This is a genomic window from Pseudomonas sp. zfem002, assembly GCF_032621685.1.
Taxonomy (GTDB): domain Bacteria; phylum Pseudomonadota; class Gammaproteobacteria; order Pseudomonadales; family Pseudomonadaceae; genus Aquipseudomonas; species Aquipseudomonas japonica.
Genome location: NZ_JAVYJH010000025.1, coordinates 10,804 through 35,282, shown reverse-complemented (window position 1 = coordinate 35,282; position 24,479 = coordinate 10,804). Strand labels below are relative to the sequence as shown.

Genomic DNA, 24,479 nt, shown 5'->3' with positions numbered 1-24,479 from the left:
GCCGCTTCGCGCCCAATCGCGGCTGAAAGCCGCTCCTACAGGTATCGCGGCGTTGGTGAGGCCGGGTGCAATCAGCGTAGGAGCGGCGTTGGTGAGGTTGGGGGCAATCGGCGTAGGAGCGGCTTTAGCCGCGAACGGCGGCGCAGCCGTCGTAGAACCTGGGACCCGAATTTGCCTGACACACCGTGCACTCAGGTTTCATGGCCGCTTCGCGCCCAATCGCGGCTGAAAGCCGCTCCTACAGGTATCGCGGCGTTGGTGAGGTTGGGTGCAATCAGCGTAGGAGCGGCGTTGGTGAGGTTGGGTGCAATCGGCGTAGGAGCGGCTTCAGCCGCGAACGGCGGCGCAGCCGTCGTAGAGCCTGAGTCCCGAATTTGCCTGACACACCGTGCATCCAGGCCCCTACAATCCCTGCTGCACCAGCGGATCGTCGGGATTCTGCTGTTCCAGCTGGGCCAGGAGGATCTGCACGTTCTGCAACTGGCCGCTTTCCTTCCAGTACTCGATCAGCAGCGCCCGCGCCTTGCGATTGGCCGGTTGCCGGGCGAGCACGGTTTCCAGCTGTTTCTGCGCCGCATCGAGCTGATCGAGGCTGTGCAGGGTGCGGGCGAGGGTGTAACGGTAATCGTTGTTGTCCGGCTCCAGTTCCACCGCCCGGGAAAAAGCCAGCAGGGCGTATTCCTCCTGCTGGTGGCGCAGCAGCCACTGACCCAGTTCGAACTGCAGCGCCGCCGAGTCGGGATGGCGTTGCAGGGCCTTGGCCAGTGCCTCACGTGAGGCGTCGGTCTGTCCCTGGCGGTCGAGCAGGCGGACTTGGGTGGCGATGGCGTCGAGGTCTTCCGGGGCCAGCTCCAGGGCGCGCCGCAGCGCGGTGCTGGCGGAGGCGAAGTCCTGTTCGTACAGATACAGGCGGGCCAGGTGGACCTGGTCGCGCACTTCGTCGCCCCTGGCCAGCAGGGCCAGCTGATACTGGTCGAGGACCTCCTGCAGCGGGCCGTAGTACAGGCCGATCTCGTCCGGCGTCAGTCCCACCAGCGCGTCCACTGCAGCGAAGCGCACACTGTCGTCCTCGTCGTCCAGCAGTGGCCCGAGCAGCAGGCTGCGCTGGCTGGCGGGAACCATGGCGGCGATCGCCGCGACAGTGGCGCGGCGCACCAGCGGGTCGTCGTGGCGCAGGTCCTTGCTGGCCAGTTTCAGCGCCAGCGGCGAGGGGTAGTTGGGCAATTCGGCATACAGGCTGGCGCGGCGGATCGCGGACAGGTCGTCGCGGGCCAGTTGCTGGTACAGCACCCGTGCCGCGCCGGGCAGGCCGTTGTGGGCCTGGGCCAGGGCCTTGGCATAGGAGTGCTTGAGCGCCGGATTGGGCGCGGGGGTATCGTCGCGCAGCAGGTAAACGCCCAGCCCGAGCGACAACAGCAGGGCAAGGCCGGCGAACAGGTAGACACGCGGTCTGGGCATGCGTAATCCGGTAAAGGGCGTTCGGAAAAGGGCCAAGCTTGGGTCAGACGAATGGTTGAGTCAATGTGTGGGGTATTCGCTGCGCTCCCGCGAATGGATAGATGTCACCCGCTTGACGCCATTTTTGCACCTCTCTAATATCGCGTCGCCACTGATGGCATAGTGATACTGAATGGACGCTTTGTCATGCACCTCCACCACCTTGCGAGGAGGTGGTGCCTGCTGGCCTTCGGCCTGGGCGCCGCCATACCTGCCGTAGCGGCCACCCCCGGCGAACAGGACCTGATCCGCGATCGCCAGGACCGTCTGCTGCAGGAGCAGCAGCGCCGTCTCGACGAACTGCGCGAACTGCCCGGCAAGGCGGTGCCCCCCAGCGCGCCCGAAACCGCCCCGGACACCCGCTGCTTTGTCATCGACACGATCGAGATCAAGGGCGCCGACCAGCTGTCCCGGGCCGAGCGCGAACGCCTGGTCAAACCCTGGCTGGGCCAGTGCCTCGGCGTCGCCGAACTCAATGCCGTGCTCAAGGCCATCACCGATCACTACCTGGCTCTGGGGCTGGTCACCAGCCGGGCCTACCTGCCGCAGCAGGATCTGTCCAGCAGGCACCTGGAGATCCAGGTGGTGGAAGGGCGTCTGGAAGGCCTGAAGAGCAGCGACGAGAGCGGTTTGTCGCCACGCGAACTGGCCATGACCTTTCCCGGCAGCACCGGCGAATTGCTCAACCTGCGCGAAATCGAACAGATGGTCGACCAGCTCAATCGCCTGTCCTCCAACCAGGCGAAGATGGAGCTGGTGCCCGGCTCAACCGTGGGTGGCAGCACCGTGCAGGTGGCCAACACGCCGAAGAAGCCCTGGCGCGCCAGCCTGTCGCGCAACAACGACGGCCAGCGTGCCACCGGTGAACAGCAGTGGGGCTATGGCCTTGAGTGGGACAGCCCGCTGGGCCTGGTCGATCAACTGATACTGCGTGGCGGCCACGATGCGCTCAGCGATCACCAGCGCACCTCCAACAACCAAATGCTCTTCTACAACCTGCCCTGGGGCTGGTGGAACTTCAGCTACTCGTACAGCCAGGGTGAGTATCGCTCCCGCGCCGAGGCCAACAACTTCAGCTTCAAGCAGACCGGCGACACGCAGAACCACCAGTTGCGCGCCGAACGGGTAATCCACCGCGACAGCCTGTCGAAAACCGCCCTCAATAGCGGCCTGGCCTACCTGCGCTCGAACAACTACATCGAAGAAAGCCGCCTGGAAAACAGCAGCAACCGACTCAGCGAAGCGCAGTTCGGCATCAACCACGGGCGCCGTATCGGCAACGCCTTCGTCAACCTCGACCTGGGCATGCAACAGGGTATCGGTGCCTTCGATGCCCAGTCCGGGCGCACTGCCAACCATGCCGATCCCGATGCGCGCTACCGCAAGTACACCCTGACCCTGAGCTACCTGCAGCCGTTCAGCCTGTGGGGCGAGAACCTCAGTTTCAGCAGCCTGCTCACCGCCCAGCGCAGCGAAGACCCGCTGTACAGCCCACAGCGCATGAGCCTCGGTGGTCTGTCGTCGGTGCGCGGCTACAAGGACCAGTCGCTGACCGGCGACAGCGGCGGCTACTGGCGCAACGACCTGCGCTGGAGCCGGCCGGTGAATGCCGAATGGCTGCGTCCGCTCCTCGCCGAATACGGCGTCGCCGTCGGCTACGACCAGGGCGTGATCCGTGGCGACCGCTACAACGACGAGCAGCATGGCCGTGTGTCCGGCAATGCAGTCGAACTCTTCGCCCGCGGCCAGCACCTGACGGCCAGCGTGACCTTTGCCCGTTCCCTGGAGCGCCCGGACGTGATCGCCGAGCGTGAGTCGCCCCTCTATTTCCGTGTGGAGCTGCTGTTGTAAGCCCCGCCACCGCTTAGCCGAGACCACGACATGGACGTCCGTCAACTCGCTTTCCTGGCCCGCCTGCCTTCCTCGACCGTGCAACCGCGCGAGTCGTTCTGCGGCATTCCCAAGCGTGCGCTGGCGTTCCTCCTGGCCAATGTCATGTTCTGGCAACCGCTGTGGGCGCAGGCCGACGGTATTGCGGTCAGTGCGGCGGGCACGGGCCTGGCCCAGGCTGGCAATGGCGTGCCGATCGTCAATATCGCCGCGCCCAATGCCAACGGCCTGTCGCACAACCAGTTCAAGGACTACAACGTCGATGCCCAGGGCCTGATCCTCAACAACGCCACAGACCGCACGCAGAATACCCAACTGGGCGGGATCATCGTCGGCAACCCGAATTTCAGCGGGCGCGCCGCCGATATCATCCTCAACGAAGTCAACGGCGGCAGCCCCAGCCAACTGCGCGGCTACACCGAGGTGGCGGGCAAGTCGGCCCATGTCATCGTCGCCAACCCCCATGGCATCAGTTGCGACGGCTGCGGCTTCATCAACACCCCGCGCGCCACCCTGAGCACCGGCAAGCCGGTCATCGAGAACGGCCAGTTGACCCGCTACCAGGTGGACCAGGGCAACGTCGCCATCCAGGGCGCCGGCCTCAATGCCGGCAACGTCGACCAGTTCGAGATTATCACCCGCGCCACCCAGATCAATGCGCAGGTGCAGGCCAACAAGCTGGAGATCGTCGCCGGGCGCAACGATGTCGACGCGCGTTCGCTGAGCGCCACCGCCCGCGCCGCCGATGGCAGCCAGGCACCGGCGCTGGCCATCGATTCCTCGGCGCTGGGCGGCATGTACGTCAACACCATCCGTCTGGTCGGCACCGAAGCCGGGGTAGGGGTGAAGCTGGCCGGCAACCTGATCGCCGGCGGCGACATCCAGCTCGATGCCAGCGGCAAGCTGAGCCTGGGGCAGGTCTTCGCCGGCGGTTCGGCGACGCTCAAGGCGCAGAGCCTCGATGCCCAGGGCATGTTGTATGCGGGCAAGGACCTGGCCGTCACTACCCGGGGCGACCTGACCAACCGACAGAGCCTCGCCGCCGGGAGCCGTATTGCCCTGGACAGCGCCGGGCGGGTGAGCAACCTGGGCGTCATCGAAGCCGGCGTGAATGGCGACAACAGCCGCAACAGCCAGGGCGATCTGCGCATCGACGCCGTGGCCATCGACAACACCGGGCGCACACTGGTCGCCAGTCGCGATGTCGCTATCGACACCAGCGACCTGGCCAACCAGGGCGGAACCCTGAGCGCCGGACGCAATGCCCAGGTGAATGCCAGCCAGCTGGACAACCAGAACCGCGGACGCCTCCTGGCCAGCAGCAACCTCGCAATCAGCGGCCAGACCCTGCTCAACAGCCAGGGCGGCCTGCTCGGCAGCGGCGCCGCCCTTGGCGTCAGTACCGGCAGCCTGATCAACCGCAACGGCGAATTGTCCGCCATGGGACAGGTCACCCTGCGGGTGGCGACGCTGGACAACGTCGCCGGTCTGGTCGCGGCCGGACAGTTCCTCGATCTCTACGCCAGCGGTGCGTTGAACAACAGCGGCAGCGGCCAGATCACCGGCAAGCAGGGCCTGAGCGCCAGCGTCGCCAGCCTCGACCAGCACGACAACGGTCGCCTGCGCAGCGATGCCGCGCTGACCCTCGACCTGCGCCACGGCCAGCTGGACAACCGGACCGGGGTGATCAACGCCAGCGGCCAACTGACCCTGAACAACCTCGCCGCGGTCGACAATCGCCAGGGCGAGATCTCCAGCAAGCGCGGCTTCACCGTCGCCGCCAGCAGCCTGGACAACGACGCCGGCAAGCTGCTCAGCGACCAGGCCTTGACCCTGAGCATCGTCCGCCAGTTGAGCAACAGTGCTGGCCTGATCTCCGCCCAGGGCCTGGGTATCGACGCCGCGAGCCTGTTGAACGGCCGCCAGGGCATGCTCTCCAGCGAAGCCGGCCTGACGGCGCGGGTCACCGGGGTACTGGACAACCACGATGGCAACCTCACCGCGTGGGGTGCCATCGACCTGGCCGTGGGCAGCCTCGACAACAGCGCCGGGCGTCTGCATGGCCATGCCGGGCTCAGCCTGGACCTCAATCGTGGTCACTGGAACAACCAGGCCGGCCTGCTCACCGCGCCTGGACAGTTGCAGTTGCGCAATCTCGCCAGTGTCGACAACCAGAGCGGCGAGATCTCCAGTCGCCTCGGTTTCGACCTGAACGGCGACAGCCTGGACAACCGTGGCGGCACGCTGAAAGGCGAGGGCACGCTGGGGGTGAGGCTCGCCGGCGCGCTGGACAACCGTAGCGGCATCCTGGCCAGCGGCCAGGCCCTGTACCTCAACGCCGCCAGCGTCGACAACCGCTTCGGCCAGCTGACCGGCAACACCGACTTCACCGCGACCATCGCCGGCAACCTGCTCAACCAGAGCGGCCTGTTCAGCGCCGGTGGCAACCTGCAATTGGACAGCGCCGACCTGATCAATCACAACGGCCAGCTCGTCGCCGGCGCGACCCTGACGCTGCGTGCCGGGCAACTGGACAATGGCAATGCCGGGCGGCTCCATGGACGCGATGTGCGGGCCAGCGTCTCCAGGCTGGAGCAGAGCGGTGGTGGCCAGCTGTACAGTCAGAACGACCTGACCCTGGACCTGAACGACGGTCACCTGAGCAACCAGGGTGGCCTGATCAATGCCCCGGGCCAACTGCTGCTCAAGCAACTGGCCACGGTCGACAACCGCGGCGGGGAAATCTCCGGCAGACGCACCTTCGACTTCACTGCCGCGACCCTCGACAACCGTGGCGGCAAATTGCTCGGCGACCAGGGACTGATCCTGCGCATCGCCCATGCCCTCGACAACAGCGCCGGACTGGTTTCGGCGGCGGGCCTTGAGGGGCGTCTGGGCAGTCTGGTCAACCGTGGCGGCACGCTGACGGTCGGCTATGCCCTGGGCCTGAGCGTCGACGGTCTGCTCGACAACGGCAGCGGCAAGGTGCTGGGCCGTGACCTGGGCCTGGGCGCCGCCACGCTCGACAACCGCGCCGGACTTATCCAGGGCGACAGCAGCGTGGCCCTGGTCAGCACCGGTGCCTTGCTCAATGGCGGCGGCAACCTGAACGCCGGCGAGCGCTTCTCCCTGACCGCCACGAGCCTCGACAACACGGCGGGAAGCTGGACCAGCAACGGGGTGTCGAATGCGACGGTGACCGGGCTGTTGCTCAACCAGGGCGGTACTGTCGCGGCGGCCGGCGATCTTGGCCTGGACCTCGGCGACCTGTTCAACCAGCAGGGCCGCATCAGCAGCAAGGGCACCCTGCGCCTGAGCGCTGCCAGTGTCGACAACCGCAACGGCGACCTCTTCGCCCGCCGGCACCTCGACCTGATCGGTCGCGCCACCCTGAACAACGCCAAGGGCACCCTGCGCAGCGACGGCAGCCTCATGCTGCGCGTCGGTCATCTGGACAACAGTGCTGGCGGAAGGATCAGCAGCGCCGGGCAACTGACCGCCAGTGCCAGCGCTCTCGACCTGAACGACGACGGCCAGTTGCTCAGCGAGGGTGGCCTGAGTCTCGATCTGAATCACGGTCATCTGAGCAACCGGGGCGGTCGCCTCAATGCCGCAGGACAGATCCTGTTCAGCAACCTTGCCACGGTGGACAACTACAAGGGCGAGATCTCCAGTAACCTGGCCTTCAGCCTGGTCGCCTCGGCGCTGGCCAACAACGACGGTCAGTTGCTCAGCAGGCAGGGCCTGACCCTGCGCATCGCGCAACTGCTGGACAATGGCAAGGGTCTGATTTCCGCGCCGGACCTGGACATCCAGGCCGGCAGCCTGGACAACCGCGCGGGCCGGCTGAGCAGCAGCGGTGCGCTGCTGGCCCGCACTGACGCGGCGCTGGACAACCGCGACGGCAAGCTTCTCGCCAACACGGCAGTGGTCGAGGTGGGCAGCCTGGACAACCGCAGCGGCCTGGTGCAAGGCGATACCAGCCTGAACCTGACCAGCCGTGGCGCGCTGGACAATCGCCAGGGCACCCTGTTCAGCGGCCAGTCCCTCGATCTGGCCAGCGCCAGCCTCGATAACAGCGGTGGCAAGTCGTCCAGCGACGGCCGTCTCGGCGCACGAGTCTCCGGGCAGTTGCTCAACCAGGCCGGCCTGCTGAGCAGTGCCGGCGACCTGACCCTGGTCGCCGGTGCCACCGACAACAGCACGGGTGGGCGGATCACCAGCGCGCAGCAACTGGATGTCTCGGTCGCCAGCCTCGACCAGCACGACGACGGCCGGCTCTACAGCCTCGCCGGGGTCATCCTCGACCTGAACCACGGTCACCTGGACAACCAGGGCGGCCTGATCAACGCTCCGGGGCAATTGCTGCTGCGCAACCTGAACAGCGTCGACAACCGCGGTGGTGAAATCTCCAGCAGCCAGGCTTTCGCCCTCGCGGCCACCTCTCTGGACAACCGGAGCGGCAAGCTGCTCGGCCAGCAATTGCTCACCCTGCGCATTGCCCAGGCGCTGGACAACGGCGCCGGCCAGATCTCGGCGGCGCGCCTGGATGGTGGTGCCGGTACGTTCGTCAACACCCAGGGCAAGGTCAACGTGCGCGATGACCTGACGCTGGTCGTCAAGGGCACCCTCGACAATGGCAGCGGTGAACTGCTGGTCGCCGACGGGGTGATCGACGCCGGTACCCTGGACAACGGCAACGGCCGTATCCAGGGCGACCGCAGCCTGACCCTGACCAGCAGCGGCGAAACCCGCAACGGCAATGGCACGTTGACGGCCGGCAAGCGCCTGTCGGTCAACGCCGCCAGCCTGGACAACAGGCAAGGCACGCTGTTCGCCAGCGAGCGCCTGGCCCTGGTGCTGGGGGGTACGCTGAACAATGCCAAGGGCATCCTGCGTGGCGAACAGGTCGTCGATCTGCGCGCGGGGCAGGTGGACAACAGCGACGGCGGTCGCATCAGCAGCGGTCAGGAACTGATCGCCAGCTTCCGCGGCCTCGATCAGCACGATGACGGCCAGTTGCTCGGGCAGACCCGGCTGACCCTCGACCTCAACCAGGGCCATCTGAACAACCAGGGTGGGCGGGTCAATGTCCCCGGCCAACTGGTCCTGAACAAACTCGGCTCCGTCGACAACCGCGGCGGCGAGATCTCCAGCAGCCTCGGCTTCCTGCTGGCGGCCGGCTCGCTGGACAACGGCAGCGGCAAGCTGCTCAGCGAGCAGGCGCTGACCTTGCGTATCGCCCGCCTGCTGGACAACAGCCAGGGCCTGATCGCCGCGCCGACCCTCGATATCGAGGCCGGCAGCCTGCTCAACCCGTCCGGCAGCTTCAGCACCGGTGGCACCCTGACCCTCGGTGTCGCCGGCCTGCTGGACAACCGCCTTGGCAAGCTGTTGGCCAGGGATGCCGTGATCACCTCGGGTACGCTGGACAACCAGCAGGGCCTGGTGCAGGTCGATGCGCTGCTCGACCTGAGCGCTTCCGGCAGCCTGGATAACCGCCGCGGTACGCTGTTCGCCGGACAGGGCCTGGACCTCGATGCTGCCAGCCTGGACAACAGCGGCGGCCAACTGAGCGCCGGGAACTGGCTGCTCGCCACGCTCAGCGGGGAATTGCTCAACCGTACCGGCCTGTTCAGCAGTGCCGGCACCCTGACCCTGAGCGCCGGCGACATCGACAACAGCAACGGTGGCCGCCTGCGCAGCGACGGGCAGTTGCAGGTCTCGGCCGCCAGCCTCGATCAGCAGGATGATGGCCGGCTGTTCGGCCTGGATGGTGTCACCCTCGACCTCAACAAGGGCCACCTGAACAACCAGGGCGGCCTGATCAACGCGCCGGGCCAGTTGCTCCTGAAAAACTTCGGCACGGTGGACAACCAGGGTGGTGAAATCTCCAGCCGGCAGACCTTCGCACTGGCCGCGACGAGCTTCGACAACCGCAGTGGAACCCTGCTTGGGCAGCAGAGCATCGGACTGGACATCGCCGGTGAACTGCGCAACGGCAAGGGGCGTATCGGCGCCCGGGCCCTGGGCCTTGACGCCGCCAGCCTGGACAACCTCGAAGGCACGATCGAGGCCCGCGACGACCTGACCCTGACCCTCGATGCCGCGCTGCTCAACCTGCAGGGCAAGCTGCTCGGTGCCAACACCCGTATCACCAGCCAGTCGCTGGACAACACCAACGGCCTGATCCGTGGCGATACGCTGCTGAGCCTCACCCAGCGGGCTGCGGCGAGCAACTTCAAGGGCCAGTTGCTGGCTGGCCAGAGCCTCGTCCTCCACGCGACCAGCCTCGACAACAGCCAGGGCCGCCTGAACAGCGCCGGCGCACTCGACCTGCGCCTGGATGGCCTGTTGCTGAACCACAAGGGTGTACTCGATGCCAGCGGCGATCTGCTCCTGCGCGCCGGACAGGTGGACAACGGCGACGGCGGACGCATCACCAGCACGGGTCATCTGGACGCCAGCATGACCGGTCTCGACCAGCACGACGACGGCCAGCTCTACAGCCAGTCCAGCGTGACCCTCGATCTCAAGGGCGGCGCCCTGAACAACCAGGGGGGCCGAATCAATGCCCCCGGTCAGTTGCTCCTGAAAAATCTCGGGACCGTGGTCAACCACGGCGCGGAGATTTCCAGCAACCTGGGCTTCGTCCTGGCGGCCACCTCCCTCGACAACGCGGGCGGCAAGCTGCTCAGCGAACAGGGCCTGACCCTGCGTATCGCCCGTGCCCTGGAAAACGCCAGAGGCCTGGTATCCGCCGCTCGCCTGGATGTCCGCGCGGGTAGCCTGGGCAACCAGGCCGGCAGCCTGAGCAGTGCCGGCAGGGTGGAGTTGCGGGTCGACGCGGCGCTGGACAACGTCGGCGGCAAGGTGCTCGCCGACAGCCTGCTGATAGACACCGGTTCGCTGGACAACCAGCAGGGCCTGGTCCAAAGCGATGGTGCTCTTGACGTCACCAGCCATGATGTACTGGATAACCGCAAGGGCATCCTGTACGCCAAGCAGGGCTTCGACCTGGCCGCTGACAGCCTGGACAACCGCGGCGGCAAGCTGAGCGCCGACATCCGCCTGACCGCGCTGATCAGCGCGCAACTGCTCAACCAGGCCGGCCTGATCGACGCTGGGCAACTGCTGGAGGTGACCGCCGGGCGCCTCGACAACAGCGCCAAGGGCAACCTCTACAGCCTGGGTGCTGTCACCCTTGACCTGAAAAACGGCCACCTCGACAACCTGGGCGGGGTGATCAACACCCCCGGCCAGTTGCGCTTCAACAACCTCCGCAGCGTGGCCAACCTGGGCGGCGAAATTTCCAGCAACCTGGCCTTCGAGCTGGCCGCCGAGCGCCTGGAAAACGGCGGCAAGCTGCTCAGCGCACAAACCCTGACCCTGCGCATCACCCGCGCCCTGGATAACACCAAGGGGTTGATCAAGGCCGCGGCGCTGGATATCAACGCGGGCAGCCTGGGCAACCTCAAAGGCACCTTCGACGCCCGCGACAGCCTGGTTTTGCGCGTCGATGGCACGCTGGACAACCAGCAGGGCAGCCTGTTCGGCCGCACGACCTCGGCCACCAGCGGTGCGCTGAACAACGATGCAGGCCTGATCCAGGGCGACGCCACGCTGACCCTGGTGCAGACCGGCGCCAGCAGCAACGTCGGCGGTCGTCTGCTCGCCGGTGAAGTGCTGAGCCTGAGCGCAGGCAGCCTCGACAACACGGCCGGCACTGTCATCAGCGATGGCACGCTGGGCATCACCACCACTGCACAGCTGCTCAACCGGGGCGGTCTGCTCGGTGCGGTGGGCGATCTGAAAGTGCAGGCCGCCAGCCTGGACAATCAGCTCGCGGGCCAGGTCATCGGCAAGAACGATCTCACCTTGACCGTTTCCAAGCTCGACAACCGCGGCGGCAATCTGATCGCCACGAAGCAGTTGCGGGTCGAAGGCACGACTTTCGACAACCGGATCGGCGTGCTCAACGCTGGCGAGGCCATAACCCTCGAGGTGGCCGAGGTGGACAACCGCGCCGGCCAGATCGCCGGGGTGTCCAATCTCACCGTCACCGGTACCCGCCTGGACAACAGCGCGGGCGGACGCCTGGTCGCCAACGACCTGTTGACGCTGACCCTGGCGCGCCTGGACAACCAGAACAAGGGCATGCTTTCCGGGCAGCGGTCCGTCACCATCACCGCCGGGCAGGTGGACAACAGCGCCCAGGGCAGCCTGTACGGCAAGACTGGCCTGTCATTGATCCTGCGCGCGGGCAGCGGTGTCAGCGGCCAGTTGAACAACGGCCAGGGCGTGCTGCGCAGCGATGGTAGCCTCGGCCTCGACCTGGCCAGCCTGCTCAACGACAGCGGCCGCATCAGCAGCAGCGGCAAGCTGGAACTGAAGGCGGGGCAGGGCATCAGCAACCTGGGCGGCAACCTGCTCGGCAGCGGCGTCCTGACCCTCACCAGTGGCAGTCTCGACAACAGCGGCGGACGGATCGCCGCGGACGGGGCCGTCAGCGTTACCACCGGCGCCTTCAGCAACCTGGTTAAAGGCCGCCTGACCAGTGTCGATCGCCTCGACCTGACGGCGGACGCGGTAGACAACCGTGGCGGTGTCATCGCCAGCGGCAAGGCACTGAACGCCAGCCTCAGCGGTCTCGACCAGCGCAATGGCGGCCAACTGTTCAGCAACAGCGCCCTGACCCTGGATATGCGTAAAGGCCTGCTCGACAACCGCGGCGGCCTGATCAACGCACCGGGACCGCTGCAGTTGCGCAATCTGGACAAGGTGCTCAACCAGGGCGGCGAGATCTCCAGCGAACAAGGCTTCACCCTGGGCGCCCTGAGCCTGGACAACAGCGGCGGCGACCTGCTCAGCGACGGCGCCCTCGAACTGATCATCGACAAGGCGCTGCTCAACGTCGGTGGGCAGATTTCCGCTGCCGGCCTGACCGCCAAAGCGGGCAGCCTGGACAACGGCGATGGCCTGTTCGGCAGCACCGCCGACCTCGACCTGACGGTCAGCGAGGCCCTGAACAACGCCAGCGGTGAAGTGTCTGCCGCCGGCACCAGTGTGGTTCGCGCAGACAGCCTGACCAACGGCAATGGCCAGGTGATGGGCGATGTGTCCCTCGACCTCAGGGTGACCCGCGCACTGGGCAACCGCAACGGCACCCTCGGCGCCGGCAGCACCTTGCTGGTCAAGGCCGGCAGCCTCGACAACAGCTACAAGGGCAGCCTGGTCAGCGATGGACGTCTGGACGTGACGGTCACCGGCCTGCTGGACAACCAGAACGGCGGGACGGTGCTGGCCAAGGGCGTCATGGAGCTGGTCATTGCCACCTTCGATAACCGTGACGGTCGCTTGTCCGGGCAGAGCGCCCTGACCCTGCGTGGCACCTCGCTGGACAACCGCGAAGGGGTGGTCCGTGCCAACCAGGACATGCTCCTGCGCCTGGCCCGGCTGGACAATAGGGCTGGCGTGCTCAGCGGCGTCAAGGCGCTGGACCTCGGCGCGAGCGAACTGCAGAACCAGAACGGTCTGATCAGCGCCAGCGGCAAACTGACGCTCGGGGCCGACAGCGCCAACAACAACCAGGGCCGCATCGCCAGCCAGCGCGACCTGGTCGCCAGCGTCGGCGTGCTCGAACAACAGGATGGCGAGCTGGTGGCCCAGGGTGGGCTGAGCCTGACCGGCGACCTGCTGAACAACGGTGCCAACGCACTGGTAGGCAGCAAAGAAACGCTGAAACTCGTGGTGCAGTCGATCAACAACCAGGGCGGCACCCTGTCCAGCCAGGAGAACGTCACGGTCGCTGGCGGGTCGCTGAGCAACAGTGGCGGCAAGGTCCTGGCCGGCACCACGCTGGAAGTGGCCAGTGCACGGGTGATCAACCAGGCCAAGGGCCTGCTGTTCGCCCAGGACGTCAGCCTGACCGGTGCGCGCCTGGACAACGCCGGGGGCAGTATCGCCGCGCAGCATTCGTTGCTGGTGCGCCTCAGCGCCCAGGCGGACCCGCTGCTTGACGGCAGTATCGGCAACGGGGCGGGTGTCCTGACCAGCGAGGGCACCCTGACCCTCGACGGGCAGCGTCTGGACAACCGCGGCGGCAGCATCTCCAGCGCCGCGTTGTTGAAGACCAATGTCGCTGACCTGCTCAACCAGGACGGCGTCATCGAAACCGCGCAGATCCTCGACCTCATCAGCGCCAGCCTGAACAACAGCGAGGCGGGCCTGATCAAGAGCCAGGGCGCCGCGACCCTCGTCACCGGCGGCTTCAGCAACGACCTCGGCGGTCGCCTGATCAGCAGTTCCACCCTGAACCTCACCGCCGGACAGGTCAGCAACGGCGGTCGCATCGCCAGCACCGGCCTGCTCACGGCGAGCCTGGGCGGTCTGATCCAGCAGAGCGGCGAACTGTTCAGCAACAGCCAGCTGAGCCTCGACCTCAACAAGGGCGACCTGTACAACGCCGGTCTGCTCAACGCCTCGAACCTGGTCCTGAAAAACCTGCGCGACGTGAGCAACCAGAACGGCGAAATCTCCAGCCAGAACGCCTTCACCCTGACGGCGCGCAACCTCGATAACGGCAATGGCAAGCTGGTCAGCAACGGCGGCCTGACCCTGCGCATCAGCGATCTGTTCGGCAATGCGAAGGGGCGTGTCAGCGCCGCCGGCGTGGACGCGCAAAGCCTGCGCCTGAACAACGGCGGCGGCATGATCAGCAGCCATGGCGTGCTTGACCTGACCGCCAGCGAGTCGCTGTTCAACCAGTACGGCACCCTGATCGGTGACGAGCTGCTCACGCTGAACAGCGCCAGCCTGGATAACCACAACGGCGAGATTGCCGGCAAGGCCGCTGTCGGGCTGGACGTCGGAACCCTCGACAACCACGACGGCCAGGTGATCGGCCTCGACAGCGTGGGCGTCGAGGCCACCTATCTGAACAACCGCAGCGGTCTGCTGGGTGCCACAAAAGCGCTGAAACTGGAAGTCGGAAGCATCGAGAACCAGGGCGGCGAGCTCACCAGCAACAGCGATGTGACCATCGTTGGCACGCACCTGGACAACAGCGATGACGGCGTAGTCTTTGCTGGCGGCAACCTCGGCCTGAAGCTGCAGAGCGTCATCAACCAGTCCCGCGGCCAGTTGCGCGGGCAGAGCATCAGCCTGAGCGGCACCGGACTCGACAACACCGGCGGCAGCATCGTCGCGCAAAGGCCGCTGGAGCTGACGCTCAGCGGCGATCTGCACAATGTCGGGGGCTCGCTGAGCAGCGAATCCACCCTGCAGGTGGAAGCACGCGACCTCGACAACAGTGACGGCAGCCTGAGCAGCGCCGGCAATCTGAGCGTCACCCTCAAAGGCGCCCTGAACAATGCCAAGGGCGAACTGCTCGGCGACGCTGACCTGAGCCTGCGCAGCAGCAGCCTCGACAATACCCTGGGCAACATCAGCGCCAAGGGCGCGGTCACCGTGGTCACCGGCCTGCTGGGCAATGCCGGCGGCCGCCTCAACAGCGCCGAGACCCTGAACCTCAGCGCCGGCCAACTGAACAACGGCGGCAGCATCGGCAGCCTCAAGGCCCTTACCGCCAGTGCCACGGGCCTGGCGCAGCAGGGCGGCAAGCTGACCAGCAACATCAGCCTGAGCCTCGACCTCAAGGGCGGCAAACTGGACAACCAGGGCGGCCTGCTCAACACCGCGGGTTCCTTGTCGCTGATCAACCTCGGCAAGGTCAGCAACCATGGCGGCGAGATCTCCAGTGCCAAGGCTTTCACGCTCAACGCGGACAGCCTGGACAACAACCAAGGCCGCGTACTCAGCAGCCAGGCGCTGAGCCTGGTGATCAGCCAGGCCCTGAGCAACATCAAGGGCCTGGTGGGCGCCGCCAGCCTTGGCGTCGAGGCCGGCTCGGTGAACAACAGCCAAGGCACGCTCAACAGCCGCGGCGACCTGATCCTGACCAGCCATGGCTTGCTCGACAACCGTCTAGAGGGCCTGGTCAGCGCGGCTGGCGCCCTCACCCTGACCAGCGGCGACCTCTACAACCAGGGCGGCAGCCTGCTCGGCGCGAGCGCCGCGACCCTGGTGACCGCTGCCCTGAACAACAGCGCTTCCGGCCTGATCAACAGCCAGGGCGCGCTGACCCTCGATGCGAGCAGCCTCGACGGCAGCGGTGGCGAAGTGTCCGCCCGTGGCGCACTCGTACTGAACCTCGATGAACTGCGGCTCGGCGAACTGCGGCTCGACGGCGGGCGCATCGTCGGCGACCAGGACGTCACCCTCGACCTGCGCGGCAAGGGCCTGACCAGCAACGGTGGCCTGATCCTCGCCAAGGGCTCCCTGCTGCTCGACCGCGTGGGTGTGTTCAGCAACGCCGGCGGTGAAGTCTCCGGGCGGGGCAACCTGACGCTCAACGCCAGTAGCCTGGACAACAGCGGCGGCAAGGTGATCAGTACGCAACTGCTGACCCTCGATGTCGACAGCGTCACCAACCACCGTGGCCTGCTGTCCGGCTGGCAGGGCCTCACGTTGACTGGCGTGAGCCTCGACAACAGTGATGTCGGCACCCTGTCCAGCCGCGATGGCGCGCTGGACGTGGCACTGAGCGGTGAGCTGCGCAATGGCGGCGACGGTGCGCTGGTCAGCAAGGGGCGCATGGATGTCGTCGCGGACAGCCTGGCCAATACGGGCGGCACGCTGTCGAGCGGTGCGGACCTGCAACTGGTGGTTGCCAGCCTGGGCAACCAGGCGGGCAACATCGATGCCAAGGGGCTGCTGAGCATCAAGGGCGTCGATCTCGACAACAGCGCGGGGCGGATCGCCGGCAACAGCAACCTGGTCCTCGATCTGGACGGCACTCTGACCAACACTGACGGCACCCTGGTCAGCGCCGGCGGCCTGCTGCTCAAGAAGGCGCTGCGGGTCGCCAACCAGCACGGCAAGATCGTCAGCCAGAACACCCTGGAACTGCGCGCGGGCAATATCGACAACGATCAGGGCGGCACCATCGCCGCCAGTAACCAGGTCAAGGTCATCGCCAGCTCCGAGCTGCACAACGATGCCGGTGGCCTGATCTACAGCCAGGACGCCGATGTCCGGCTGGAGGCCTGGCGCTTGCACAACCAGCAGGGCGACGTGCAGGCGCGCACCGCTCTGCGGGCGCAGGTCACCGATGCTCTGGGGAACCGCAACGGCACGCTGATCGCCCAGGGTGGCGATCTCGTGGTCGAGCATGCCGGCAGCCTCGGCAACCAGGGTGGCACGCTGGCCAGCCTCACCGGCCTGCTCGACGTCAAGGTCACCGGCACGCTGGACAACGCTCGCGATGCGCTGGGCAAGGGCGGTGTGCTGCAGGGCCAGCAGTTGAAGGTCGCGGCCGGTGTGGTCGACAACAGCGGCGGGCGGGTGGCCGCGCAGAACGGCGACGCGAGGATCAGCGGCGGCGATTTCATCAATGCCGGGGGCGGCTTGTATGCCAAGGGGCTGGTGCGGGTCGACGGGCTGGGCCTGGACAACCTGGGCGGTCAGGTCGCTGGCAACCGCGTCGAGCTGGCGCTGAGCGACGAGCTGCGCAACCGCTCCGGGGTGATCGAGAGCGACAGCCACCTGCTGCTGTCGGCGGCTGACGTGGACAACCAGGGCGGTGTGCTGCGGGCGCTGGGTGGCGCAGGCAAGAGCGACTTCCAGGTGCGCGATCACTTCGACAACCGTTTCGGCAAGGTGGAGGTGAGCAGCAGCGATCTGACCCTGAACAGTGTGCGCCTGAGCAACCTGGGTGGTTCGGTGCTGCATGCGGGCACCGGTACCTTCAATATCGCCACGGCGCACGTCATCGCCAACCAGGGCACCTTGATCACCCGCGGCGGCCTGACCTTGATCGCGGACAGCTGGACCAACAGCAGTGTGGTTCAGGCCGGGCGCCTGACCCTGTACATCGGCACCCTCAACCAGACGGCGCAAGGTCAGTTGCTCGCCTCGGACAGCCTCGACGGGACCGGTGGCAACTGGACCAACGCCGGCCTGATCGCCAGCGATGGTTCGGCCAACCTGACCCTGGGTGGCCTGTATCAGGGCAGTGGCCGCTACAGCAGTCTCGGCACCCTCGGCCTGAACGCCGCGCAACTGAACCTCGATGCCGTTGGCAGCATCGCCGGTGGCGCCGAGACCACTCTGGTGGTGAGCGGCGTGCTGGGCAATGCCGGGCGCCTGACTTCGGCGGGCAACCTGAACCTCGGCGCGGGCACGCTGAACAACACTGGCACCCTCGGCGCCAGGGACAAGCTGCTGGTCAGCGCTGGCACGCTGCGCAACGAGAACGGCCTGATCTACAGCGGCGCCGACATGCAGTTGCTGACCCAGAACTTCACCAACCGCTTCGCCCAGGTGTACAGCATGGGCAGCCTGCTGGTCGGCGCGGACGCGAATGGGACAAGGGCCAATCTGCTGGAGAACCGCTCCGGCAGTATCGAAAGCGCCGGGCAGATGACCCTGGCAGCCAATACCCTGAACAACGTGCGGGATGTGCTGGAGTACAGCCAGCATGAGAAGGTCAATACCAGCATCGAGCGTTTGTCGTGCACCCTCATTCCCATCATCGGCTGCGACCAGCGTAATGATACCCAGATCAATGGCTACTGGCAGATCAACGAAACCGACCGCCTGAAGATCAGCCAGGCTACCGCGCAGTCAACCATTGGCAGTGGCGCCAACCTGCTGATCAGTGCCGGCACCCTGAGCAACTCCGCCAGCAGCATTTCCGCCGCCGGCGATATTTCCGTCACCGCCACGACCGTCAGCAACCAGGGCGTGCAGGCCCAGGAAATCCAGACCACACGCAAAGCCATCAGCTACGTCAAGGAGACGGTTGGTGCGGAGCAGATGGCCGCGATCTTCAACCAACGCAACAATCCCAACCCCTCGGCGACGTTCGAAGCCGACCTGGCCAACTTCCTGCGCTGGATCATTGCAAAGCCCGAGGTGAGCACGACGGTGGTCAGCGGCTCCACCCTGGACGCGATCATTCAGGCTGGTGGCAACATCAACGTCAACGCCTCGCAGAACATCAACAACAGCGTGATCCGCCCCTGGTACTCGTATGTCGCGGCGGGCGCGAAAACCACTGATACCGGCGCCGGCAGTGCCTACTCGACTGCCGTCAGCATCAATGCGCAACTGCCGCCGAACCTGGCGCAGCGGCGCATCGACCCGCTGAGCCTGCCTGGCTTCAGCCTGCCCACCGGGCAAAACGGCGCGTATCGCATCAGCCAGGTCGACGCCAGTGCTGCTCAGGTCGCCCAGGGCGACAGTGGCCCGCGCAGTTGGACCCTGGACAGCGCCAGCGTTGCCGTAAGCCAGCGTGAGCAGTCGCTGCCGGCCGGCAGCGGCCGTGTCCTGCAACTGGACAGCGTGGCCCAGCTGAGTGCCAACAGCCAGCAAGTGTCGGTGGGCGCGCGGCAGGCCAGCGGCATCGCTGCCAGCATCGCTGCCATCGATGTCGCCGCGGTGAGCTCGGTCAACAATGGCGCCTGGCAGTCCGGGCGCAGCGACGGCACAGACATCACCCGTCTGGATAGCGTCGGCAGCCAGGCGTCGGGTGGCGACGGTTCCGGTTCGCTCAGCGCGTCAGGGCAGTCCGTCGTCGTGGCGGGTATCGGTGGCAGCCGCGATACGCAGATCGGCATCACCACGCCGGGCGGCGCGTCACCGAGTGTTCCGGGCCTGTCCTCGGGCAGCCGGGGCACGACGGTCAATGCCGGCCGGCAGGGGCCGGGACTGAACCTGGGCAACCGCGATACGCAGATCGCCGTCAGCGTGTCAGCCGGTGGCAATCAGCCGGGCCTGAACGTTCCCGGCTTGTCCACGGGCAGTCGCAACACCACGGTGGCCGGCCAGTCCGGAACCGGCACAGCGGGTCTGACCCCGCTCGAGCGCGATACCACAGTCGTGTCGACGACGCCTGCTGATGCGTCCGGCCCTGACCTGAGTGTTCCCGGTCTGTCCACGGCGCCTCGTGGCACCAGCGTGGCCACTGTCCAGCAAGGCGCGCGTCCCGATGTGGCCTTGCCGGGCCTGACCCCGGTTGTACGTGAACAGCAGGTTGCCGTGGCTCCCGTGCAGCCCGGCCAGGCGGTCACTGTCGCCCCGCAGGACACCCGCGTCGTCCCCGCGACCCAGCGTCCCGACACCCCGCAGGTGGACAGCCGCGCCACGGCGGTCAACGCTCCGGCCATCACGCAGCCGACCCCGGCCAGCGGCCAGACCATCGAGCGCGTCCAGGGCCTGCCCGACGTCATCGCCTCCTCGCAACCGCACAAATACCTCGTCGAAACCAACCCGGTCCTCACCGAACTCAAGCAGTTCATGAGTTCCGACTACCTGCTGGCCGGCCTCGGCTACAACCCGGACGACAGCGCCAAGCGCCTGGGCGATGGTTTCTACGAGCAGCGCCTGATCCAGCAGGCGGTGGTGGCGGGTACCGGACAACGTTTCCTCGCCGGCTTGAACAGCGACGAGAAGATGTTCAAGTACCTGATGGACAACGCCATCGCCAGCAGGCAGCAGCTGAACCTGGCGGTCGGCGTCGGCCTCACGGCGGAGCAGGTGGCGGCGCTGACCCACGACATCGTCTGGCTCGAAGAGATCGAGGTGAAGGGCGAGAAGGTGCTGGTGCCGGTGCTGTACATGGCCAACGCCAACAATCGCCTGGCGCCCAATGGCGCGCTGATCGCCGGCAACGACGTCAACCTGGTGGCCGGGCAGGACCTGCTCAACGTCGGCACCCTGCGCGCGGCCAACAGCCTGTCGGCCATGGCCGGCAACGACATCATCAACAGCGGCCTGATCGAAGCGGCAAACCGCGTCGACCTGCTGGCGGGCAACAACATCATCAACAAGGCCGGCGGGATCATCTCCGGCCGCGACGTGAGCCTGACCACCATCCTCGGCAACGTCATCAACGAGCGCTCCAGCACCAGCCACAGCAGTGGCGATGCCTTCAACAACGGGCGTCGCGACTTCCTCGACAGCGCCGCGCGGATCGAGGCGGCCAACGACCTGAGCATCAAGGCCGGGCAGGACCTGATCAACCAGGGCGGCGTGCTGCAGAGCGGGCGTGACACCCGCCTGCAGGCCGGGCGCGACGTGCTGCTGGGCTCGACCGAGGACATCAACACCCTGGCCGGAGGAGGGCGGACCAGCCAGAGCATCAGGCAGAACGGCAGCAGCGTCACCGTCGGGCGTGATTTCAGTGCCGTGGCGGGGCGCGATTTTGCGGCGATGGCGAGCCGGATCGATGCGCAGCGCGACATCGATATCTCGGCCACGGGTGACGTGACACTGATGTCGGCGGCGGACGAGGAACATTCGTCGTTCGTCTCGAAGAAGCTCAAGACCCAGGAAGACCATGTCAGCCAGGTGGCGACCACGCTCAAGGCGGGCGGCGATGTGGCGATCAGCGCCGGCCATGACCTGGCGATGAGTGCCAGCCGGATCAGCGCGGGGGATGAGGCCTACCTGGTAGCGGGCGGCAAGCTGGCCCTGCTGGCGGCCGAAGACAGCGACTACTCGCTGTACGACATGAAGAAGAAGGGGAGTTTCGGCAGCAAGAAGACCCAGCGCGACGAGATCACCCAGATCACCTCGATCGTCAGCGAGATCACCACCGGCGGCGACCTGACGCTGGAGAGCGGCAGCGACCAGCGCTACCAGGCGGCGAAGCTCGGCAGCGGTGGAGACCTGACTCTCGACAGCGGCGGGGATATCACCTTCGAGGCGGTGAAGGACCTGCATCAGGAGAGCCACGAGAAGAGCAAGTCCGACGCGGGCTGGTTCAGCATGAAAGGCGAGGGGAAGACCGACGAGACCCTGCGCCAGAGCCGATCCGAAGCTTGCGTGGCTGCAGCAACTGGAAGCGCAGGGCGGGGTCGACTGGCGGCAGGTGCAGGAGATTCATACCAGCTTCAAGTATGCGAATTCGGGGTTGGGGCCGGCGGCGCAGATTGTCATTGCGATTCTGATGGCGGCTATCGTTGGGCCGGCTGCAGCGGGGATGGTGGCAGGTGGAACCACGGCTGGCGCGGTTGTAGGGGCAGTCGCCGCCAACGCTGCCACGAATGCGACCGTCAGTCTCATCAACAATCGCGGCAACCTGGGGGCGGTGTTCAAGGACGTGACGTCCTCGGACGCCATGCGTGGATATGTGGTGTCCGGTGTCACCGCTGGACTCACCTCCGGTTTCTATGACGGTTGGACCGGCACCGAGACTGCTGCTGGTGGTGCATTGCCGAACGCCGGGAAGGTATTTGCCAACGGTGGTTTGAACACACTTGAGGGCGCTACCCGCTTCGGCGCCAATCAATTGCTGCAGAACGGCACTTCGACCCTTCTGGATCGGGCGTTGGGCGGTGATAGCCAGTTTGACGATGCATTGCGTAGCAGCCTGGCCAATACCTTCGCGGCGGTCGGATTCAATGCCATTGGCGACGCCTATGTCGGACAGCCCAAGACCGAGATCAACAGGATAACCAAGATCGGTCTGCACGCGATCATGGGTGGTCTGGCTGCGGAGGCCACGGGAGGTAACTTCAAGACCGGGGCATTGGCTGCGGGTTTGAACGAAGCAGTCGTTGACAAGCTGGCGAGTCAGTTTGGCGAGATGCCGAAAGCGGACAAGGACCGGCTGCTGGTGATGAGTTCGCAGCTGGTTGGAGTGCTTGCGGCGGCGGCATCTGGTGGTGATGCGAAAGAGATGAGTACGGGGGCTTGGGTAGCGTCGAACTCCACTCAGTACAACCATCTCAGTGATCATGAGATGCAGGTCTTCGCAAAGGAGCTAAGTCAGTGCATTGGTGCGGACTGTGATGCCATTGCAGGCCGCTATTTTGCTCTTCATGAGCTCAATGAGGCGGCTGTCAAAAAGGCTTGTGACGGTAACAATCTGAAGGGGTGTCAAGCCAAGGCTATCGAAATTGAGGAGGCTGTCTTCAAATGGCAGCAACTTGGTTACTATGCCGACGTAGGAGGGCATGCTGGCGAGATTTTACGCGCATTTCATCAGCTGAATCTGGATGCCAAAGCCGGTGGCACGGCAGGTGTGGCATCGTCGTCTACGGGGGCGATGGTTGAGGCACTTGGTGTCAATCCGGCTAGTGAAGCTGGTGTAGCCCTGGGGGGAGCGTTAGCGGCGGTAATCGGTGGGAAGTTAGCAACTGGGAAAACCGGATTTGGAGGGACAAAAGGCGCAGGCAATGCAGCAATTTATGCTGCTGATGATATTCGCTTCTCGCAGAATTCTGTTTCGTTCAACAAGACAGATCGGGTCTCTGGCACGAATTACACCTACGACGATTTAGTCCAGAGCATGAAAACCAATGGCTGGAAAGGTGATCCGGTTGATGTGGTGAAAATGCCTGATGGCAAGCTGACTAGTATGGATAACACTCGAATTGCTGCTGCCAGAGAAGCGGGGATCGACGTTAATGCTAGCGTTCGTGGATTTGATGAACCACTGACGCCAGCTATCCAAGAGGCGAGAGGGTGGCAGAATTTTGATACTTGGGGCGAGGCAATAACTGGTCGTATAAACAAGCAGTCAGGAGGGTTTTCTACCTCCAATCCTTACGGTTCAACAGAGCCACCACGTATTTCAGGAGGCAGGAAATGATAAAGCCTTTCTTGTACGAGCTTCCAATTTTGCCAGAAGGTTTTCAATTTCCTATTGACTATCTAAATGTAGTTTTGGCAGGGGATGTAGATATATCGCCTTGGCGATTTTTAACTAAAGATATGGGGCTCTCTCTGTTTTACTATGGCTCTATGCTTTTGAAATTTCCAGAGAGTGCTCTGGTCCCATTTGCAATTATTCAAGATGAGTCTGGTTCATATAATGATGGTTGGGTGGTTCTCGCTTGTTTTGATGGAGGCAAGGGGGAAGGTTTAGCTGTTCGGATTTATGATTACTCAAGGCCAAAATCAAGCCCTTTGGATAACTGTTATTACTCTAGCTTCTCTGAGTGGTTTAGTGCTGCCCAAGAGGAATCTGCTCGCTATAAAACTGATCGGGTCGAAGACGAAGGCTGTTCCTGATGTATGAAAAAAATGGGGACGTGACTCGTTAACCATACGTCATTCTCCGCCTTCAAAAACTTGAAGCCCTGCTGGTACATCCGCAGGGCTTCAATTTTTAGCACTACAGGTTTTCCATATCGCTGTCCGACCGCTACGGCGGTGGCGATGTCTTGTGATAGATGGACATGATGGCGAGAACCCGCAATTAATCCGTGTTGCTGAATTGACTTTATAAAGCGAGTCGCTGTTCCGTGGTATAAGAACTCGGGCGGCTCTTTCTCAGTATGCTGGAGGTTTACACCACCAGTTGAATGCCCCTGCACGGCGCGAATGTATTGCGCATCGTTAGAAATGGCAAAGCGCTTCTTATCGCTGCTGCTCACAACGGCCAGGATTAGTTCGCGGTCTAGAGTGCGTCCTTCCTTAGCTGCGCCTGAAATTAAACAGTCAATTTCTGCCCAGCCTTCCGTGTCTAGCTGAAGTCCAATGGACTGCGGTTCATGTCGCAGTACATAGCTGAGAAACTTACTGACTTCGTTGAGCTGTTTGCTATTCATGGTTGTTGTTTTGACTCTGGGCTGGGTACAAAAAACGTTTTGTCTGGTGTTTCAAAATCATCGCATCGAGTAGGGCGAGCGCAGAGCGGCGTTCGTCCTCGTCCATTTGCACCACTGCTTCAAATTTGAGCTTTAGTTCGTTCTGCGGTTCTCGCTCGTTTTTTTCAACCACCAGCCAATCGGTGGAGACGTTAAAGGCCACGGCCACCTTCTTGAGCATCTCAAACGATGGTTGGGCCTCACACTTGGGTGATATGGACTCCCACGGTGTTGGATCAGGCTGTGTTGCTTGCGTAGCTGCAAGAAGCGTTCAGTGAAGCTCATCCAGCACAAGCGTTGGTGCTGGTCGATGCCTGGCATTGTCACCTCTGGTTCTGACGAGGGTTGGTGAAAGTATCTATATGAAGCCTACAATAATACCTGATGAGATACTTGACAAGGTTCTGAGGAGATACCGAGTGGCCCACATCC

7 protein-coding genes are annotated in these 24,479 nt (G+C 64.7%); 4 read left to right on the top strand and 3 right to left on the bottom strand.

Going from position 1 to position 24,479, the window contains the following annotated elements; genetic code table 11:
• Positions 1 to 402: 402 nt before the first annotated feature.
• Positions 403 to 1,458, bottom strand: a complete 1,056-nt coding sequence (locus RTI28_RS24440; protein ID WP_316922851.1) for a tetratricopeptide repeat protein — start codon at positions 1,456 to 1,458, stop codon at positions 403 to 405.
• Between the two features lie 186 nt (positions 1,459 to 1,644).
• Here RTI28_RS24440 and RTI28_RS24435 point away from each other — a divergent pair, with 186 nt between their 5' ends.
• The 4 genes from RTI28_RS24435 to RTI28_RS24420 are packed head-to-tail and all read left to right on the top strand — an operon-like array spanning position 1,645 to position 23,469.
• On the top strand, positions 1,645 to 3,348 hold the full coding sequence (locus RTI28_RS24435; RefSeq protein ID WP_316922850.1) for a ShlB/FhaC/HecB family hemolysin secretion/activation protein: 1,704 nt from the start codon (positions 1,645 to 1,647) through the stop codon (positions 3,346 to 3,348).
• Between the two features lie 30 nt (positions 3,349 to 3,378).
• Positions 3,379 to 21,627 (top strand): filamentous hemagglutinin N-terminal domain-containing protein, encoded by an 18,249-nt coding sequence (locus RTI28_RS24430; protein WP_316922849.1) that lies wholly within the window; start codon positions 3,379 to 3,381, stop codon positions 21,625 to 21,627.
• On the top strand, positions 21,515 to 23,047 hold the full coding sequence (locus tag RTI28_RS24425; protein WP_316922936.1) for a DUF637 domain-containing protein: 1,533 nt from the start codon (positions 21,515 to 21,517) through the stop codon (positions 23,045 to 23,047). Before RTI28_RS24430 ends, RTI28_RS24425 begins: the two co-directional genes overlap by 113 nt.
• Positions 23,044 to 23,469, top strand: coding sequence for a hypothetical protein (locus tag RTI28_RS24420; RefSeq protein ID WP_316922848.1), 426 nt, complete (start codon positions 23,044 to 23,046; stop codon positions 23,467 to 23,469). Before RTI28_RS24425 ends, RTI28_RS24420 begins: the two co-directional genes overlap by 4 nt.
• On the opposite strand, the gene RTI28_RS24415 is transcribed toward RTI28_RS24420, so the two are convergent.
• Positions 23,430 to 24,008, bottom strand: a complete 579-nt coding sequence (locus tag RTI28_RS24415; RefSeq protein WP_316922847.1) for an RNA 2'-phosphotransferase — start codon at positions 24,006 to 24,008, stop codon at positions 23,430 to 23,432. The genes RTI28_RS24420 and RTI28_RS24415 overlap by 40 nt on opposite strands.
• On the bottom strand, positions 24,001 to 24,228 hold the full coding sequence (locus RTI28_RS24410; protein WP_316922846.1) for a hypothetical protein: 228 nt from the start codon (positions 24,226 to 24,228) through the stop codon (positions 24,001 to 24,003). Before RTI28_RS24410 ends, RTI28_RS24415 begins: the two co-directional genes overlap by 8 nt.
• Positions 24,229 to 24,479 lie beyond the last annotated feature (251 nt).